14 protein-coding genes are annotated in these 17,725 nt (G+C 59.2%); 11 read left to right on the top strand and 3 right to left on the bottom strand.

Annotation, left to right across the window (positions count from 1 at the left end):
* Window positions 1–38 precede the first annotated feature (38 nt).
* The 11 genes from gyrA to F451_RS0112080 all read left to right on the top strand — a co-directional run bounded on the left by gyrA (window position 39) and on the right by F451_RS0112080 (window position 12,858).
* The gene (gene gyrA / locus F451_RS0112130; RefSeq protein ID WP_020681639.1) at window positions 39–2,681 is read left to right on the top strand and encodes a DNA gyrase subunit A; all 2,643 of its coding nucleotides are present in this window, start codon (window positions 39–41) and stop codon (window positions 2,679–2,681) included.
* Window positions 2,682–2,751: 70 nt separating this feature from the next.
* Complete coding sequence (serC, locus tag F451_RS0112125) at window positions 2,752–3,834, top strand: 3-phosphoserine/phosphohydroxythreonine transaminase (protein WP_020681638.1); 1,083 nt, start codon at window positions 2,752–2,754, stop codon at window positions 3,832–3,834.
* 24 nt (window positions 3,835–3,858) lie between these two features.
* Window positions 3,859–4,962: a prephenate dehydratase gene (gene pheA / locus F451_RS0112120; protein WP_020681637.1), complete on the top strand. Its 1,104-nt coding sequence runs from the start codon at window positions 3,859–3,861 to the stop codon at window positions 4,960–4,962.
* A 27-nt stretch (window positions 4,963–4,989) separates the two neighbouring features.
* Window positions 4,990–6,093, top strand: a complete 1,104-nt coding sequence (gene hisC, locus F451_RS0112115; RefSeq protein ID WP_020681636.1) for a histidinol-phosphate transaminase — start codon at window positions 4,990–4,992, stop codon at window positions 6,091–6,093.
* Window positions 6,090–8,303, top strand: a complete 2,214-nt coding sequence (locus tag F451_RS0112110) for a bifunctional prephenate dehydrogenase/3-phosphoshikimate 1-carboxyvinyltransferase (RefSeq protein WP_020681635.1) — start codon at window positions 6,090–6,092, stop codon at window positions 8,301–8,303. The genes hisC and F451_RS0112110 overlap by 4 nt, the downstream gene beginning before the upstream one ends.
* Window positions 8,303–8,998 carry a (d)CMP kinase gene (gene cmk / locus F451_RS0112105; protein WP_020681634.1) on the top strand — a complete coding sequence of 232 codons (696 nt, stop codon included), beginning with the start codon at window positions 8,303–8,305 and terminating at the stop codon, window positions 8,996–8,998. Before F451_RS0112110 ends, cmk begins: the two co-directional genes overlap by 1 nt.
* 31 nt (window positions 8,999–9,029) lie before the next feature.
* Window positions 9,030–10,712, top strand: a complete 1,683-nt coding sequence (gene rpsA, locus F451_RS0112100) for a 30S ribosomal protein S1 (protein WP_020681633.1) — start codon at window positions 9,030–9,032, stop codon at window positions 10,710–10,712.
* Between the two features lie 108 nt (window positions 10,713–10,820).
* Entirely contained in the window at window positions 10,821–11,114 is a 294-nt protein-coding gene (locus tag F451_RS0112095) for an integration host factor subunit beta (protein ID WP_020681632.1), read from the top strand.
* Window positions 11,115–11,149: 35 nt separating this feature from the next.
* A complete protein-coding gene (locus F451_RS0112090) occupies window positions 11,150–11,455 on the top strand; it encodes a lipopolysaccharide assembly protein LapA domain-containing protein (protein WP_040879772.1) in 306 nt (101 codons plus the stop codon).
* Between the two features lie 320 nt (window positions 11,456–11,775).
* Complete coding sequence (gene pyrF / locus F451_RS0112085) at window positions 11,776–12,486, top strand: orotidine-5'-phosphate decarboxylase (RefSeq protein ID WP_020681630.1); 711 nt, start codon at window positions 11,776–11,778, stop codon at window positions 12,484–12,486.
* 81 nt (window positions 12,487–12,567) lie between these two features.
* On the top strand, window positions 12,568–12,858 hold the full coding sequence (locus tag F451_RS0112080; RefSeq protein WP_020681629.1) for a ComEA family DNA-binding protein: 291 nt from the start codon (window positions 12,568–12,570) through the stop codon (window positions 12,856–12,858).
* Between the two features lie 75 nt (window positions 12,859–12,933).
* Here the strand turns inward: F451_RS0112080 and F451_RS0112075 are convergent, their stop codons facing one another.
* The 3 genes from F451_RS0112075 to F451_RS0112065 form a co-directional block, all read right to left on the bottom strand.
* Window positions 12,934–13,827: an AEC family transporter gene (locus tag F451_RS0112075; RefSeq protein WP_020681628.1), complete on the bottom strand. Its 894-nt coding sequence runs from the start codon at window positions 13,825–13,827 to the stop codon at window positions 12,934–12,936.
* Window positions 13,828–14,047: 220 nt separating this feature from the next.
* Window positions 14,048–16,873: an FAD-binding and (Fe-S)-binding domain-containing protein gene (locus F451_RS0112070; protein ID WP_020681627.1), complete on the bottom strand. Its 2,826-nt coding sequence runs from the start codon at window positions 16,871–16,873 to the stop codon at window positions 14,048–14,050.
* Window positions 16,874–16,957: 84 nt separating this feature from the next.
* A partial coding sequence (locus tag F451_RS0112065) for a TRAP transporter large permease subunit (protein WP_020681626.1) occupies window positions 16,958–17,725 on the bottom strand: 768 nt, incomplete at its 5' end.

The following is a 17,725-nucleotide window of genomic DNA, read 5'->3' as shown; positions in this document are numbered from 1 at the left end:
CCTATCGAGCAGACCGGATCTAAGGAAAGCTGAGACGAATGGGTGATCTAGCCAAAGAGATTCTGCCAGTCAATATCGAGGACGAGCTGAAACAGTCGTACCTTGATTATGCCATGAGTGTGATTGTCGGTCGGGCATTGCCAGACGTCCGCGACGGCCTCAAGCCTGTGCATCGCAGAGTGCTGTTCGCGATGAGCGAACTGAATAACGACTGGAACAAACCATACAAGAAGTCCGCTCGTGTCGTTGGTGACGTGATCGGTAAATACCATCCCCACGGCGACAGTGCCGTGTACGACACTATTGTGCGAATGGCGCAGGACTTTTCCATGCGTTATCCGCTGGTGGACGGCCAGGGCAACTTTGGTTCTGTCGATGGCGACTCCGCGGCAGCCATGCGTTACACCGAAATCCGCATGGCCAAGATCTCCCATGATCTGCTGGCTGACCTGGACAAGGAAACTGTCGACTACGTACCCAACTATGATGGCACCGAGCAAATTCCCGACGTGCTGCCAACCCGGGTGCCCAACCTGCTGATAAACGGATCCTCCGGTATCGCGGTGGGCATGGCGACCAATATTCCGCCGCATAACCTGTCTGAAGTTGTGCGCGGCTGTATCGCGCTGATCGATGATAGCAGCCTGTCCGTCGACGACCTGATGGAATACATTCCCGGGCCTGACTTCCCGACCGGCGGCATCATCAATGGCCGTGCCGGCATTCTGGAAGCCTATCGCACGGGGCGTGGACGCATTTATGTGCGTGCCAAGCACCATGTGGAAGAAGACCCGAAAACGAACCGCGCCGCGATCATCGTCACTGAAATTCCGTACCAGCTTAACAAGGCTCGGCTGATCGAAAAGATTGCCGATCTGGTGAAGGAAAAACGCCTCGAGGGCATTTCCGAGCTGCGGGACGAGTCCGACAAGGACGGCATGCGTATCGTGATCGAACTGCGTCGCGGTGAAGTGCCGGATGTAGTGGTCAACAACCTGTTTTCCCAGACCCAGATGGAAAGCGTCTTTGGCATTAACGTTGTCGCCCTGGTGGACAACCAGCCGAAGATTCTTGATCTCAAATCGCTGATTGAAAACTTCATTCGCCATCGCCGCGAAGTGGTGACCCGTCGTACGGTTTACCTGCTGCGCAAGGCGCGTGAGCGTGGTCATATTCTTGAAGGCCTGGCGGTTGCGCTGGCGAATATCGACCCGGTTATCGAGCTGATCAAGCGTTCACCGACGCCGGCCGAGGCGAAAGAAGGCCTTATCGCCATGGCCTGGGAACCGGGCAATGTGCTTGAAATGCTGGAACGCGCCGGTGAAGACGCTTGCCGTCCGGAAGATCTGGAGCCGCAGTTTGGCCTGCGTGAAGGGCGCTACCACCTGTCGCCGGTACAGGCTCAGGCAATCCTGGATCTGCGTCTGCACCGCCTTACCGGGCTGGAGCATGAAAAGCTGATCGCTGAGTACCGCGAACTGCTGGAGCGTATCGCCGAACTGCTGGAAATTCTCGGTTCCCATACCCGTTTGATGGAAGTGATCCGCGAAGAGCTGGAAGCCGTGCTGGAAGAGTACGGTGATGAGCGTCGCACCGAGATTACGGCATCGCGCCGTGACCTGACGGTGGCGGACCTGATTACCGAAGAAGACATGGTCGTGACCATCTCCCATGGCGGCTATGCCAAGACCCAGCCGCTGGCGGATTACCAGGCGCAGCGCCGTGGCGGTCGAGGCAAGTCGGCGACGACAATGAAAGATGAAGATTTCATCGAGCATCTGCTGATCGCCAGCACCCACGATACCATTTTGTGTTTCACCAGCCGCGGCAAGGTGTACTGGTTGCGGGTGTTTGAAATTCCCCAGGCCAGCCGTGCTGCCCGTGGACGCCCGATCGTGAATATTCTGCCGCTGGAAGAGGGTGAGCGCATCACCACGATTCTGCCGGTGAACGAATACCGCGAAGATCGCTTTGTCTTTATGGCCACTGCCAACGGCACCGTGAAGAAAACACCCCTAAACAGCTTCTCCCGCCCGCGTACCAGTGGCCTGATTGCGCTGGGACTGGACGAAGGTGACACGCTGATCGGCGCCGCTATCACCACAGGCGAAGACGATATTCTGCTTGTGACCAGCGCCGGCAAGGCGATGCGTTTCGAGGAAGATGCCGTACGCGCAATGGGTCGTTTGGCGCGCGGTGTGCGCGGTGTGCGCATGCAGCCGGGAACTTCGGTTATTTCCCTGATCATTCCGCAGCCGGAGGGCAAGGTACTGACTGCGTCGGCCCGCGGCTTTGGCAAGCGCACTTCCGTTGATGACTTCCCCCGCAAGGGACGTGGTGGTCAGGGCGTGATCGCCATGCAATGCACTGAGCGCAACGGCGAGCTGGCCGGTGCCGTGCAGGTGTTTGCCGGCGATGACGTGATGCTGATCAGTAACCGCGGCACCATGGTTCGGACCCGCACCGAGGAAATCTCGGAACTGAGCCGCAACACCCAGGGTGTGATGCTGATTCGCGTGGCTGAAGACGAAACCCTGGTCGGGCTGGCGCGGATCGAGGAGCCGGACGAAGTCGAGTTGCCTGAAGGCAGCGACGCGATTGATGCTGAGCCCGCCGCCGTGGATAACGAGCCGGGCGCCGATACGCCCGTGCAGGATCCTGCGGCTGACGCCGAGGAATGATAGCCCTCTAGCGGCCCCCTCGGGGGCCGTTGCCTTTTATCTGTAACCTGGAACGAGTTTGAGCGAGAACATGAGTCGCAAATACAATTTCAGTGCTGGTCCCGCGGCGTTGCCGACCGAGGTTTTGGAACAGGCCCGTGACGAAATGCTCGACTGGCATGGCCAGGGGCTGTCGATCATGGAAATGAGTCATCGCAGTGCGGCCTTTGTGTCGGTTGCCGAGCAGGCCGAACAGGACCTGCGCGACCTGATGGCCATTCCGGACAACTACAAGGTGCTGTTCCTGCAGGGCGGCGCGACCAGCCAGTTTGCCATGGTGCCGCTGAACCTGCTGGGTGACAAGACCAGTTCCGATTACATCAATACCGGTATCTGGTCGAAGAAAGGCATTGCTGAAGCCCGGCGCTATGGCTATGTGAGCATTGCCGGCAGCACCGAATCCGAGCAGTTCACGCGCGTGCCAACCCAGGCCGAGCTGGAGCTGGATCCCAGCGCCGCCTATGTGCACTACACGCCGAACGAAACCATCGGTGGTGTCGAGTACAACTACATTCCGGACACCGGATCGGTTCCGCTGGTGGCGGACATGTCCTCCAATATTCTGTCCCGCGAAATTGATGTCAGCCGTTTCGGGCTCATCTACGCCGGTGCACAGAAAAACATTGGTCCTGCGGGTCTGACCGTAGTGATCGTGCGCGAAGATCTGCTCGGCAAGGCGGCGGCATCAACGCCCGCCATGTTCGATTACCAGGTGCACGCGGCGGCGGACTCCATGAACAACACGCCGCCGACCTTCGGCTGGTATCTCGCCGGGCTGGTGTTCCAGTGGCTCAAGCGCCAGGGTGGCGTGGCGGCTATCGAACAGCTGAACCGTCGCAAGGCAGCCAAACTCTATGCCTATATAGATGAAAGCGGTTTTTACGCCAACCCGATAGCGCCGGAGTGTCGTTCCTTGATGAACGTGCCTTTCACCCTGGCGGACGCCGGGCTGGAGGGGCTCTTCCTGGAGCAGGCTGAAGCTGCGGGTCTTCTTAACCTGCAGGGCCACCGCTCGGTGGGTGGCATGCGGGCGAGTCTTTACAACGCGGTGCCGGAAGCGGCTGTGGATGCGTTGATCGATTTCATGCAGGCATTTGCGCAGCAGCACGCCTAAGTCAGATATGAGAGTGGCATAGCCATGAGTGAGCAGGAAAAGGAACTGCAGGTTCTGCGTGACCAGATTGACCAGATCGATCAGCAGCTTCAGACGCTGCTTAATCGGCGTGCGGCCTGTGCTCAGCAGGTCGCCGAAGTAAAGCAGAAGTATCAGGGCAGTCGCGATGCCGTGTTCTATCGTCCTGAACGCGAGGCCCAGGTGTTGCGCCGGGTGATGGAGCGCAATACCGGACCGCTACCCGAGCGGGATGTCGCACGACTGTTCCGCGAGGTGATGTCGGTTTGTCTGGCGCTGGAACAGCCGATGCGTATTGCTTTCCTGGGGCCCGAAGGTACTTTTACCCAGCAGGCGGCGGTGAAGCACTTTGGCCTGTCGGCGATTACGGCACCGCTGGGTTCGCTTGATGAGGTCTTTCGCGAGGTGGAAGCCGGTACCGCCCACTACGGTGTCGTGCCGATCGAAAACACCAGCGAAGGCATGGTGAACCATACCCTGGACCTGTTTTCCCGCTTCCAGCTGTCGATTGTCGGCGAGGTGGAGCTGAACATTCACCATCATCTGCTGGTGCCCCCTTCCGTTGATCGCAATGCTGTAACGCGGATCTATGCCACTCAGTCTGCATTGGCCCAGTGTCGACGCTGGCTGGACGCGCACTACCCCTCGGTGGAGCGCGTTGCCGTGGCGACCAATGCTGATGCCGCCCGCGAGGCCTCGGTTGGAGCTGATGCCGGGCTGGCGGCCGCCATTGGCAGCGAGCTGGCCGTAGAGCTTTACCCGCTACAGGTTGCTGTGCGCAATATCGAGGACCAGGCCGAAAGCAGCAGTCGCTTCCTGATTCTGGGGCGCCAGGATGTCGGGCCCAGTGGCCATGACAAGACCTCCATTCTGGTTTGCGCGCACGACAAGCCCGGTGCGCTCTATGATTTGCTGGCACCGTTTCGCCAGCGCGGCATCAGTTTGACGCGCATCGAGACCCGTACGCTGTCGGGCCCCTGGAATACAGTGTTCTATATTGATTTTGAAGGCCATGTATCCGACGCGTCCGTCCAGGCGCTGTTCAAGGAGCTGGAATCAGAGTCGCTTGAACTCAAGCTCCTTGGATCTTATCCGCAGGCGGTGCTGTAAGTATCCGTTATCGCAGGAGTCGTAAAAATGGGTTGTGATTTTATCGCCTTGGCCACCCCGGGTGTGCAGGGGCTGCAGCCGTATGTCCCCGGCAAGCCGGCGCAAGAGCTCGAGCGCGAGCTGGGTCTGACCGATATCGTCAAGCTGGCCAGCAATGAAAACCCGCTGGGTCCAAGTCCGGTGGCGCTGGCAGCCGCGCAGCAGGCGCTGGGCGAATTACAGCTTTACCCCGATGCCAGTGGCTATCATCTGAAACAGGCGCTGCAGCGCCACTATGGCCTGGCGCCCGATTGCATCACCCTGGGTAACGGTTCCAACGATGTGCTCGAACTGGTCGCCCGTGCTTTCCTGCGTCCCGGCGATGAAGTTATCTATTCCCAGTACGCGTTTCTGGTGTACCCGATTATTACCCAGGCCAGCTGCGCCACGGCGGTTGTTACCAAGGCGCTGGACTGGGGCCATGATCTGGATGCCATGCTGCGCGCTGTGACCGAGCGCACTCGACTGATCTTTATCGCCAACCCCAATAACCCCACCGGTACCTGGCTGAATCGTGCGCAGCTGTGCGCCTTCATGGATGCGCTGCCGCCGTCCGTGATCCTGGTACTCGATGAGGCCTATACCGAGTACAGCGACGACCCCGAGTTTCCCGATGGCCTGGATTTACTGTCGCGCTATGAGAACCTGATCGTCACCCGCACCTTCTCCAAGGCCTGGGGGCTTGCGGGCTTGCGCGTGGGTTTTGCCGCCGCCAATACGGTCATTACGGATCTGCTGAACCGGGTGCGCCAGCCCTTTAATGTCTCGGGGCCGGCTTTGGCCGCGGCTGAGGCTGTGCTGCAGGATCGGGCGTACCTGGCGCGGACGCTGGAGACTAACCGGGCGGGCATGCGTCAGCTGGTCGCCGGGCTTGAGCAGCTTGGGCTCTCGGTGATTCCGTCGGCGGGCAACTTTGTCTGTGTCGGGCTGGGGCGCCCGGCGGGGCCAGTCTATCAGCAGCTGTTGCGCCGTGGCGTGATCGTACGCCCGGTGGCCAACTATCAGATGCCTGATCATGTGCGTATCAGCATTGGCCTGGAGGCACAGAATCGGCGCTGCCTGCAGGCGCTGGAAGAGGTTTTGTCTGCGTGAAGTTCTCCATCAATAACGTGCTGGTGGTTGGCCTCGGCCTGATCGGCGGTTCCCTGGCCAAGGCCCTGAAACACCGGCGCTATTGCCAGCGAGTGGTCGGGTATGACCGCAACCCGGCGGAGCTGGAGGCGGGCCTTGCGCTCGGTGTCATCGACGAGGCTGCCCGGGATCTGCGCCAGGCCGTCGCGAGCGCCGACCTGGTGGTGCTGGCCGTGCCGGTCAAGGCCACCGACGCCGTGCTGGCCGACATCTGCACGGCACTGCGCCCGCAGACGCTGCTGACCGATGTGGGCAGCACCAAGGGCAATGTTGTCGAGGCCGCTCAGGCCGTGTTTGGCACCTTGCCTGCCACCTTCGTTCCGGGCCACCCGATCGCCGGCTCCGAAAAGAGTGGCGTGGCGGCGGCCGATGAGCACCTGTTTGAGCGTCACAAGGTCATACTGACCCCCACGCCCGCCTCATCCCGCCAGGCCACGCTGGTGATTGCCAGAATGTGGCAGGCCGTAGGGGCGCAGGTGCTGCAAATGGATGTGGCACGTCACGATGAGGTGCTGGCGGCGACGAGTCATTTGCCGCATCTGCTGGCATTTTCACTGGTGGATACCCTGGCTGCGGAAGCCGCCAATACCGATATTTTCCGTTACGCCGCGGGCGGCTTTCGCGACTTCACCCGTATTGCAGCTTCCGATCCAACCATGTGGCACGACATTTGCCTCAGCAATAGCGATGCGATACTTGCGCAGCTTGACCGTTTCAGTGCAGGCGTCGAGAAGCTGCGCCATGCTATCAGCACGGCTGACAGCCAGGCCATGCTGGGCATCTTCACCCGTGCCAAGGCATCGCGGGATCACTTCAGTCGCATACTGTCGAGTTCTGCATATTCACAGAATCAACACAGCCAACCGGTAAATTACCTCGCGTATCAGGGCGCAGCGTTGACCGGGTCAGTGCGCTTGCCGGGTGACAAGTCTATTTCGCACCGTGCCATCATGCTGGGGTCCTTGGCCGAGGGTATTACGCGGATAGAGGGCTTTCTTGAAAGCGAAGACAGCCTAGCGACGCTGCAGGCGTTTCGCGATATGGGGGTGGTGATAGAAGGGCCGCATCAGGGGGCCGTGAAGATCTACGGTGTGGGCCTGCACGGCCTGCAGTCGCCGCCTGGGCCGCTCTATCTGGGGCGCTCGGCCATGTCGATGCGGCTGTTGTCCGGTTTGCTGGCGGCACAGGCATTCGACACCTGTTTGATGGGGGATGTTTCACTGTCCAGCTGGTCGATGGAGCAGGTTGTACGGCCATTGCGGCAGATGGGGGCCCGAATAGAAACGGCAGAAGGCGGTTTGCCGCCGCTGCGCATCCGCGGCGGTAACCCGCTGCACGGTGTTGGGCATCGGCTGCCGGTTCCGAGCGCCCAGGTAAAGTCGGCGCTGTTGCTGGCAGGCCTTTACGCCAGCGGCACCACAACGGTGAGCGAGCCAACACCGTCACGAGACCATACCGAACGAATGCTGCAGGGGCTTGGCTGGGCACTGGATCATTCCGATGGACGGGTTGCAGTGCAGGCCGGCGGCCAGTTGCAGGCGGCGCGCATAGATATACCGGGGGATATCTCCCTGGCGGCCTGCTTTATTGTCGGGGCGGCAATTGCACCGGGTTCCGAGTTGCTGCTTGAGTATGTTGGCATTAACCCGACCCGTACCGGGCTGATCGACATATTGCGACTGATGGGCGCGGATATCGAGTTCGAAAATGCCACTCAGGTGGGGGGGGAGCCGGTGGCGGATATACGTGTGCGCTATCGGCCTTTGCAGGCGATAGAAGTACCGAACGCACTGCTGGCACGCGCCAGCGACGAGTTGCCGCTGTTGATGGTTGCCGCGGCCTGTGCTGAGGGCACCACCTGGATTCGAGGTGTGGGTGAGTTGCGCCACGGGCTGGATACATTGCTGCAGGCGGTGGTGACGGGGCTTAGTGAGCTGGGTGTAGAAGCCCTGATGGGGCCCGGCAGTGTCTGTATTCGAGGTGGCTCCATGGGTGGGGGGGCGCTGAATGCCGGCGGTGACTACCGTGTTGCCATGGCCTTTGCGGTCGCATCGTTGCGTGCAGATGGTGATATTTATATAGCGGAATGTGCCTGTCTTGAGGCTGCGTTTCCCGAATTTGTTGCCCTCGCTTGTCGAGCGGGGTTCAGAATAGGTAAGGAGAGGGACTGATGGTCTCGAAGCAAATGAGTGTGCCGGTAATCAGCATCGACGGTCCAAGCGGTTCAGGCAAGGGGACTATCTGTCGCTTGCTGGCGCGCCAGCTGGGCTGGCATTTGCTGGATAGTGGTGCACTGTACCGGCTGACGGCGCTGGCTGCACGGCACCATGGTGTTGCGCTGGATGACGAGGAAGCGCTGGTGGTACTGGCGGCGCATCTGGATGTGAAGTTTGTGCCGCATGGCGAAGATAATGAGGTGCAGGTCCTGCTTGAAGGCGAAGAGGTAACGCAACTCATTCGTACCGAAGAGGCAGGTGAAGATGCGTCGCGGGTAGCCGCGATCGGGCCCGTGCGTGAGGCGTTGCTGGAGCGCCAGCGGGCATTTCGCGATGCACCCGGCCTGATCGCAGACGGACGTGATATGGGTACTGTGGTGTTTCCCGCTGCCGAGTTGAAAATTTATCTGGATGCGAGCGCACAAGAACGTGCGCGGCGTCGTTATAACCAGTTGATAAATAAGGGGCTCGGTGCTAGCCTTGAAACGATATTGGTTGATATTCAAGCACGTGACGACCGTGATATGAACCGCGCAGTAGCGCCGCTGAAACCCGCGGCCGATGCGGTGATTCTGGACTCGACCCAGATGAGCATTGATGAGGTTCTGAGCGTGGTTCTGGATCAGGCCAGACACAAAGGTCTGACCTGAGTTGCTTCTGTTTTGTGAGGATGGGGCGGTAATGAGCGAAAGTTTTGCCGAACTCTTTGAGGAAAGCCTCAAAGACCTGAAGATGGCGCCGGGCTCCATCGTCACCGGAACAGTCGTAGCCATCGAAAATGACTTTGTCATGGTTCATACGGGCCTGAAGTCAGAAGGCTTTATTCCCCGCGAGCAGTTTCTGAACGAGCATGGCGAACTTGGTATCAGTGTTGGCGATACCGTACAGGTGGCGCTCGAAGCGGTTGAAGACGGCTTTGGTGCCACCATGCTGTCACGGGAAAAAGCCAAGCGTGCCGAAAGCTGGAATCTGCTGGAACAGGCGTTCGAGAAGGACGAAGTTGTCAAAGGCATGATCGTTGGCAAGGTGCGTGGTGGTTTTACTGTCGATCTGGATGCTGTACAAGCCTTTCTTCCGGGGTCGCTGGTGGATATTCGACCCATCCGCGATACCGCGCATCTCGAGGGTGTTGAGCTCGAGTTCAAGCTGGTGAAGCTCGATGCCAAGCGCAACAACATTGTTGTTTCCCGCCGTGCCGTATTGCAGGCCTCCTACAATGAGGAGCGTGACAAACTGCTGGCACAGCTCAAGGAAGGCATCGTGGTCAAGGGGGTCGTCAAGAACCTGACCGATTATGGTGCCTTTATCGACCTGGGTGGCCTGGATGGCCTGCTGCATATCACCGACATTGCCTGGAAAAGGGTCAAACACCCAAGTGAAGTTCTGCAGGTTGGTGATGAGATCGACGTTAAGGTGTTGAGGTTCGACACTGAGCGTAACCGTGTTTCCCTCGGTTTGAAGCAGCTCAGTCAGGATCCCTGGCTGACACTGATGGATGGTCATGCGGTGGGCACAAAGTCGACGGCGCGGGTAACCAATGTGGCCGATTATGGCTGCTTTGCCGAGATTGAACCTGGTGTTGAAGGGTTGGTTCATGTGTCCGAAATGGACTGGACCAACAAGAACGTGCACCCTTCCAAGGTTGTGCAGGTTGGTGATGAAATCGAGGTTATGGTGCTCGATATCGACACCCAGCGGCGCCGGATTTCCCTGGGCATGAAGCAATGCCGTGACAATCCGTGGCAGGCCTTCGCCAGCCGCTACAGCAAGGGCGACACGCTGACCGGCAAGATTCGCTCCATTACCGATTTTGGCGTCTTTATCGGCCTTGATGGCGGTATTGATGGCCTGGTGCACCTGTCAGACCTGTCCTGGGATCTGCCAGGCGAACAGGTCGCCAAAACCCTTAACAAGGGTGACGATCTGACTGCTGTCCTGCTGTCTGTCGATACCGAGCGTGAGCGTATTGCGCTGGGCGTCAAGCAGCTGGCAGGTGATCACTTTGGTGAGTTTGCAGCGGAGTTTGGCAAGGGCGCCCTGGTGACTGGTACGGTTAGCGAGGTTGACGCTCGGCAGGTGACGCTACAGCTTGCCGAGGGCATTACCGGCGTGCTGCGCGCGGCTGATGTGTCGGGCGATCGCGGTGCTCAATTGGCGACACACTTCAAACCGGGTGATGAGGTAGAAGCGTCTGTCATCAATGTTGATCGTCGCAACCGCACGATTCAGCTGTCGCAGAAACAGCGGGATGCGAAGGTCGACCAGCAGGCGCTCAAATCGATACAGGAGCAGCCGGTGGTATCCGCCGGCCCGACAACCATCGGTGACCTGATCAAGGCACAGATGAACAAGTCGAACGATTGATCAACAGGGAGAGCTAGACTCTCCCTGTTTGTATCAGATTGCGTTGGCTGCACAGTGTCAGTGGTATGAAGGTTTGCCAAATAGCCTGAATCTTTAGGGAGAGTTGTCATGACCAAGTCAGAGTTGATTGAACGACTGATAGATCGTCATAATCAGCTGTCTGTAAAGGATGTCGAACTTGCAGTCAAAGCCATGCTGGATCACATGACCGAGGCATTGGCGCATGGCGACAGGATCGAGATTCGTGGCTTTGGCAGTTTTTCGTTACACTACCGAGCACCTCGGGTGGGACGTAATCCCAAGACCGGCGAATCGGTGCCATTGACAGCTAAACATGTACCGCATTTTAAACCTGGCAAGGAGCTGCGGGAGCAGGTCAATGACAGTCTGTCTGAATTCTAGAGTTAATTTACTCTGCCTGTTGGAGGCTTGATCCGGTGCGCTGGTTGAGAACACTTTTACTTATCATTTTGTGCCTCGTCTTCCTGTTCGTTGGGATACTTTTCACAATTCATAATACCGACAAGGTCTCGATCGACCTGATCCTGGTAACACTGCCCCAGGCGAGTTTGTCGCTCTGGCTGATCGCCGCTTTCGTATGCGGTGGTGTGCTCGGGCTGCTGCTGAGCAGTGTTGCGATCCTGGGTCTCAAGACCCGTTTGCGTTCGGCCCGCAAGCGCCTGAGCATTGCGCAGCATGACCTGGAGCAGCAGCGCGCGCTGGTGACCAAGGACAGCGTTTAGGTCCAGAACCTTTGGGGGTCGCACCGACTGCCGGGCAGTCGGTGCGCTGTTCCGGCGTTCCAGACATTGAGATAGCCGTTCAAATCGTACCTGCTCACCATTGGAGCGCCCGGTAGTCTCCTGTCCTGGCGCCCTTCAATACGCTCCCCTGATCCATTTTCAACTTAGCCACCGAATATGTACTTCGACTGAGAATCCGACTTGGTTTGTGTACATTGACGCCTGCAGCCTGCTTTTTTGACTGTATAATGGGCGCCGCGCGGCGCACGCTGCTGCACACCGGCCTGATGGCAAAGTGAACGCTAACACGTGAGGGTTTCATGGCAACGGATTCAAAACAGGTATTGGTGGCGCTGGATTATCCTGATCAGGCGCAGGCTATCGCAATGGCGCAACGGCTCGATCCTGCGCGGTGTCGGCTCAAGGTGGGCAAGGAGCTGTTTACCCGCAGCGGGCCTGCCATTGTGGAAACGCTGCAAAACCGCGGTTTTGATGTTTTCCTCGACCTCAAGTTTCACGATATTCCCAATACAACAGCCAAGGCGGTGCGGGCAGCGGCCGAGCTGGGCGTCTGGATGGTGAACGTCCATGCCTCGGGCGGGCGCCGAATGATGGAAGCGGCACGTAATGAAATCGACAGCGTTGCTGGCAGCAACACCCTGCTGATTGCAGTGACTGTGCTGACCAGCATGGAGCGGCAGGATCTGAGTGAAATAGGTATCGATATCGAGCCACTGGAGCATGTTAAGCGCCTGGCGCTGTTGACCGAGCGCAGCGGTCTGGACGGTGTGGTCTGTTCGGCTCAGGAAGTGAAGCCACTGCGCGCGCTGATTGGTGCCGATTTCAAGCTGGTGACGCCGGGCATTCGCCCTGCCGATAGCGACGCGGGTGATCAGCGTCGTATCATGACGCCGGGTGAGGCGGTACGGGCGGGCAGTGACTATCTCGTCATTGGACGGCCGATTACACAGGCGGCAGATCCGCTGGCCGTGCTTGAGCGTATTCAGCGGGAGCTTGATCAAGCCCGATAAGTGGCACAACTGTGAGTGCTATGCTATCCCTACTTAACAGTCGAACAGGAAGTTTGGCTGCTAATCAACAAGGAGGTGCATATGAGCACTCGCATGTTGCGGGCACTGTTGCTGACGTTCTGTCTTGCATTTTTGCCCGTTTTCGCCGTTCAGGCCGAGACTCTGGATATCAATACCGCGAGCGCCGATCAGCTGTCCAGCGTGATGGTCGGCATCGGTCCTGCCAAGGCAAAAGCCATCGTAGACTACCGTAAAAGCAATGGGCCTTTTGGCAGTGTTGATGAGCTCAGTGCAGTAAAAGGCATTGGTGCAGCAACGGTGGATAAAAACCGTGACTTTATCGGAGTGAGTCCGGCACCCGCGAAGGAGTAGCCGGAAGCTGTAAAAAAACGGCGCCTTACAAGGCGCCGTTTTTTTATGGAGTTCGCAGTAGCGCAGCCAAGGCTGTTACAGAATAAAGGCCAGGGTCAGCGGGATGATGACCAGGCTGGCGATATTGCCCAACAGCACGATCGATGCAACTTGCTGTGGTTCCTGGTTGTAGCGCTCGGCAACCAGGTAGTTCAGCAATGCCGGCGGCAGGGCGCCGAATAGAAGCAGATAGTGGAACTGGGTCTCCTCCAGTTGCAGAACCTGTTGTACTGCCAGTGCCATCAGTACGCCGCTGAGCGGGCACAGTACGGCGCCGATAACGCCGCTGCGCCAGTTCGACAGGTCGATGCTCAGCATGCGTACGCCAAGGGAAAACAGCATCAGCGGGATTGCGATTTGGCCCAGCATGTCTACAAAGGTCTTCACATAGACGGGCAGTACCCAGCCTGCACCGCTGATCACCAGGCCTGCAATGGCGGCCAGTATCATGGGAATGCGCAGCAGTGACAGCGGATGAATGCGGGGGTTGAGCATATACATGCCAAGGGTGAAATGCAGCGTGTTTTCCACCAGAAACAGTACCACGGCGGCTGGCAGTGCATGCTCGCCAAACGCCAGCACAGCCAGGGGAATACCCAGGTTGCCGCTGTTGTTGAACATCATCGGCGGCAGAAAGGTCTTGGGATGAATGCCGATTACCCTGCACAGCGGTGCCAGCAGAAGGCCAGAGCCGATAACGATACACAGAGCCCCGATGGCCAGGTGCTGGTAGAGGGCCAGGTCAAACGACTTGTCCGCCATAACCGACAGAATCAGGGCCGGCGTGAAGACATCCATATTCACGCGGTTGGCCACCGACATGTCGGTGTGGATGCGCCGCGCATAAAGGTATCCGACGACTACGATGGCGAGCAACGGGAAGACGACCTGAAAAATGCGTTCCAGTAGCAGGAGCGTTGCGTCGTCCATTGAAAGTCTTCCCTTTGCAATATTCGTGTTTGGTAAAAGGCCGTGCTCGACTGGCTGCGTTAGCGGCTGTCGCAGCTTGGGGTGTGCAGGTGCTTGCTTGAGTCGTCCATTGGGTCGGCCGCGCCCAGGCTACTTTCTGTAGTCTGAGTGCGACATCTTACTGTCCCTGTTTTACATGAAGCAAGCGTGCTGCATGCCCTTGTTCGCGCCTAATGAGCTGCTATTGCGCCCTGGCCCGCGAACACCGATCCAGCAAATAGACGATCGAGTGGTAATCAATACCGCTGTGATGGGTCAGGCCTATTTCGCAGGTACGGCTGGTGGACACGCCCTCTTGGCAGTCCTGCACGGCGTCGCGCAGGGTACGCAGTGCTGATGCATTGAGCTCGGGTGTTGTAAAGCCCTTGTCGCCGGCAAAGCCGCAGCAGCCTATCTGTTCCGGAACGACCAGCTTTTCCGTGCACAGGCTGACAATGCGCTTGAGGGCTGCGGTCTGGCCCATGCGCGTGGCACTGCAGGTGACATGCAGGGCCACGGGTTCATCGAGGGGCTGGATCTCAAGGCGGGGCAGCAGGAACTGGTCAATAAAGTCCACGCTGTCGTACAGGCGAATGCGGGCATCCAGTGATTCCTTCAGGCGCAGGCTGCAGGGGCTGGTGTCCGAGTACACCGGCAAGGCACCATTGTCGGTGGCATCGAGCAGTAAATCGGCTGTTTCGCGGCGCTTGAAGTCAGCCGCCTCGAACATGCCCTTGGACTGAAACGGCATGCCGCAGCACTGGTCGTCGAGTCCCTGTGGATAAATCACATCATATCCGGCTTTTTGCAGCAGGGCTTCGGTCACCTGGGCCAGGGAGCGGCTGTCAGCGCTGCCCCTGGCGGGTCCCATGGTCCGGCTTGCGCAGCTTGGCAGATAGACGATTTTTGGCCGGTCGCTGTCAGGTCTTGCTTCCACCGTGCGAATTCTGGCTGCGGGCTTTGGCATGGCATCGGTCCAGAGCGGGATACGCCCACCGCTGAGCTTGCGCATGGTGCTGGTTACGCGTTGCATGGCGGCGCTGCCAAGCAGGCCGTGGGCACTGTCAGCCAGGCGAAAGGCGATCCTGCTGGTACGGTTCAGGGCGCCGTAATGGCCGGCGAGCCATTGCGCGAGCCGGGTCTGGTTTTCATTGTCACGGCTGCGAATGGCGCGTGTCAGGTCACCGGTATTGATACCTACGGGGCAGCTGGTGGAGCACATGCCGCAGGCGGCACAGGTGTCTGTGCCCTGATAGCGATATTCCTGGCGCATCAGCGCCAGGCGTTCCGGGTCTTCATTGCTGGCCTCGAGGCGGGCAATTTCACGCCAGATGACAATACGCTGGCGCGGGGTAAGGGTCAGGTCCCTGGACGGGCAGCTCGCCTCGCAAAATCCACACTCGATGCATTTGTCGATAATCGTGTCGGCCGCGGGCATGGGCTTCAGGTTTGCCAGGTGCACACGGGGATCGCGATTGAGCAACACGCCGGGGTTGAGGATATTCAGCGGGTCGAGTAGCTCTTTGAGCTGCCACATCAGCTGATAGGCATCCTGGCCCCATTCGAGTTCGACGAAAGGTGCCATGTTGCGTCCGGTACCGTGTTCGGCCTTGAGCGATCCATCGTAGCGACCAACCACCATCTCGGCCACATCATTCATCAGGCCTTCATAGCGCCTGAGGGCATCGGCGGTATCGAATGCCTGGGTAAAGACAAAGTGCAGGTTTCCCTCCAGCGCATGGCCGAAAATCAGTGCGTCCGGGTAGTCCCACTTCTGGAAAATACGGTGCAGGTCGGCGACGGCATTCGCCAGGCGCTCTACCGGGAAGGCAACATCCTCGATAATGACGGTCGTGCCGGTTTCGCGCACGGCACCTACGGCCGGAAAGAGGCCTTTGCGGATGGCCCAGTACTGGGCGCATTCGGCTGCGTCGGTGCTAAAGCGGGCGGGTTGCAGCATCGGCAGATGGGCGATGGCTGCGCTGATGGCATTAACCTGTTGCGCCAGGGCGTCGGTGCTGGCGGCACGGGTTTCGACCAGCAGGGCGGTGGCGCCGCCAGGCAGGTGCCGTATAAAGTCCGGCATGCCGGGCTTGTTTTCAACGGAGCTCAGTCCGGCCCGATCAATCAGCTCCACGGCAGCAACCGGCGTCGGCTTGAGCAGCGCGACCGCCTCGCAGCAGGTCTGTAGCTGTTCGAAGAAAATCAGCGCAGACGCCTTGTGCGGATGATCATCAACCGTGTTGTAGGTGATTTCGGCCATGAAGCCCAGCGTGCCTTCGGAGCCGATCATCAGATGTTGCAGGATCTCGATCGGGTCTTCGTGCTCGGTGAGGGCATTGAGTGCGTAGCCGGTGGTGTTCTTGAGGCGGTATTTGTGCGCGATGCGCCGGCTAAGGTCTTCGTTTTCCCGGGTCTGGCGGGCCAGGCTGTCGAGCGACTCCAGCAGCACTTGATGGCTGTTGCGAAACGCCGTAACGGAATCCGGGTTGGCCGTATCCAGCAGGGTGCCATCGGCCAGTATCAGACGCATGCTGGCCAGGGTGTTAAAACTGTTCTGCGCCGTGCCGCAACACATGCCGCTGGCGTTGTTGGCGGCAATGCCGCCAATCATGGCGCTGTTGATAGAGGCCGGGTCGGGGCCTATTTTCTTGTGAAAGGGCGCCAGGTAGCGGTTGGCATGGCCGCCAATGACGCCGGGTTGCAGGCTGATCGCCTGGGCGCCGTCGTGCAGGCGGTGTCCCTTCCAGCCATCGCCGAGCTGCACCAGCACCGAGTCCGTTACCGCCTGTCCGGACAGGCTGGTGCCGGCCGCCCTGAATGTGAGGGGGATATGCTGCTCGCCGGCCAGGCGTATTAGCTGGGTGATTTCCTGCTCGGACTCAACCCGCACCACAATCTGGGGCACGAGACGATAGAAGCTTGCGTCCGTGCCGTAGGCCAGCGTGCGCAGCGGATCGGTGATCAGGCGGGCCTGGGGGATAAAGGCCGCCAGTTCCCGCAGGAACAGGGAGTAAGCCGGTTTCATCTGTCGATAGCCTCATCTGAGCGGCAGTGACGCACCGCTCATCGGTCAAAAGGATTAACAGGGCTGCGTGAGCAGCCCGGGCTGTCAGCCATAGGCATTAGCCGGCAGCCAGAGCACCAGCTGGGGCCAGAACACCAGGATCAGCAGGGCAATAAGCTGCAGGATGATGAACGGAATCACGCCGCGGTAGATATCACTGAGGCGGACTTCCGGCGGACAGACACCCTTGAGGTAAAACAGCGCGAAGCCCACCGGCGGGGTCAGGAAGGAGGTCTGCAGCGTCATGGCGACCAGCATCACGAACCACACCAGTTCCGGGTTATCCACCACGCCGTAGCCGTCGATCTCGATCCCCAGTGCCGAGATCACCGGCGCCAGCAGCGGCAGCACGATGAGGGTGATTTCGATCCAGTCGAGGAAGAACCCCAGCAGGAAGATCACGCCGAGAATAAAGAAGATGATGCCGTAGGGGCCAAAGGGCAAGCCGGTCAGGAAGGATTCGATCAGCTCGTCGCCGCCGAGTTCGCGCAGCACCAGCGCAAAGCAGGTGGCGCCAATAAAGATGGCAAAGATGTAGGCCGTGGTATTGGTGGTGCCCTTGACCACATCCTTGAGCACGCCGAGGCTGAATTTGCGGTTGTAGATCGCCAGCAGCGTGGCCCCCAGGGCGCCGACGCCTGAGGCTTCGGTCGGGGTGGCAATGCCGCCAAAGATCGAGCCCAGCACAACGAAGATCAGCAGCAGGGTCGGCAGCACCGCCCGCAGCACGTTGAAGACGATGCCCCAGGTCACCGGCTTGGCATCCACCGGCACCGGTGCGGCTGCGGGCTTGACCAGGCCATAGATCAGGAT

Origin of the sequence: Marinobacterium rhizophilum DSM 18822 (assembly GCF_000378045.1) — a bacterium.
Classification (GTDB): Bacteria; Pseudomonadota; Gammaproteobacteria; order Pseudomonadales; family Balneatricaceae; genus Marinobacterium_A; species Marinobacterium_A rhizophilum.
The sequence above is the reverse complement of the archived record's forward strand: the minus strand, read 5'-3'. Positions and strand labels throughout refer to the sequence as shown.

What these genes read in the sequence shown, in the direction of transcription:
- rpsA (WP_020681633.1), top strand. Translation starts at nt 9,030, where the DNA reads ATGAGCGAAAGTTTTGCCGAACTCTTTGAGGAAAGCCTCAAAGACCTG.
- F451_RS0112070 (WP_020681627.1), bottom strand. Translation starts at nt 16,873, where the DNA reads ATGAAACCGGCTTACTCCCTGTTCCTGCGGGAACTGGCGGCCTTTATC.
- pyrF (WP_020681630.1), top strand. Translation starts at nt 11,776, where the DNA reads ATGGCAACGGATTCAAAACAGGTATTGGTGGCGCTGGATTATCCTGAT.
- F451_RS0112095 (WP_020681632.1), top strand. Translation starts at nt 10,821, where the DNA reads ATGACCAAGTCAGAGTTGATTGAACGACTGATAGATCGTCATAATCAG.
- pheA (WP_020681637.1), top strand. Translation starts at nt 3,859, where the DNA reads ATGAGTGAGCAGGAAAAGGAACTGCAGGTTCTGCGTGACCAGATTGAC.
- serC (WP_020681638.1), top strand. Translation starts at nt 2,752, where the DNA reads ATGAGTCGCAAATACAATTTCAGTGCTGGTCCCGCGGCGTTGCCGACC.
- cmk (WP_020681634.1), top strand. Translation starts at nt 8,303, where the DNA reads ATGGTCTCGAAGCAAATGAGTGTGCCGGTAATCAGCATCGACGGTCCA.
- F451_RS0112075 (WP_020681628.1), bottom strand. Translation starts at nt 13,827, where the DNA reads ATGGACGACGCAACGCTCCTGCTACTGGAACGCATTTTTCAGGTCGTC.
- hisC (WP_020681636.1), top strand. Translation starts at nt 4,990, where the DNA reads ATGGGTTGTGATTTTATCGCCTTGGCCACCCCGGGTGTGCAGGGGCTG.
- gyrA (WP_020681639.1), top strand. Translation starts at nt 39, where the DNA reads ATGGGTGATCTAGCCAAAGAGATTCTGCCAGTCAATATCGAGGACGAG.
- F451_RS0112080 (WP_020681629.1), top strand. Translation starts at nt 12,568, where the DNA reads ATGAGCACTCGCATGTTGCGGGCACTGTTGCTGACGTTCTGTCTTGCA.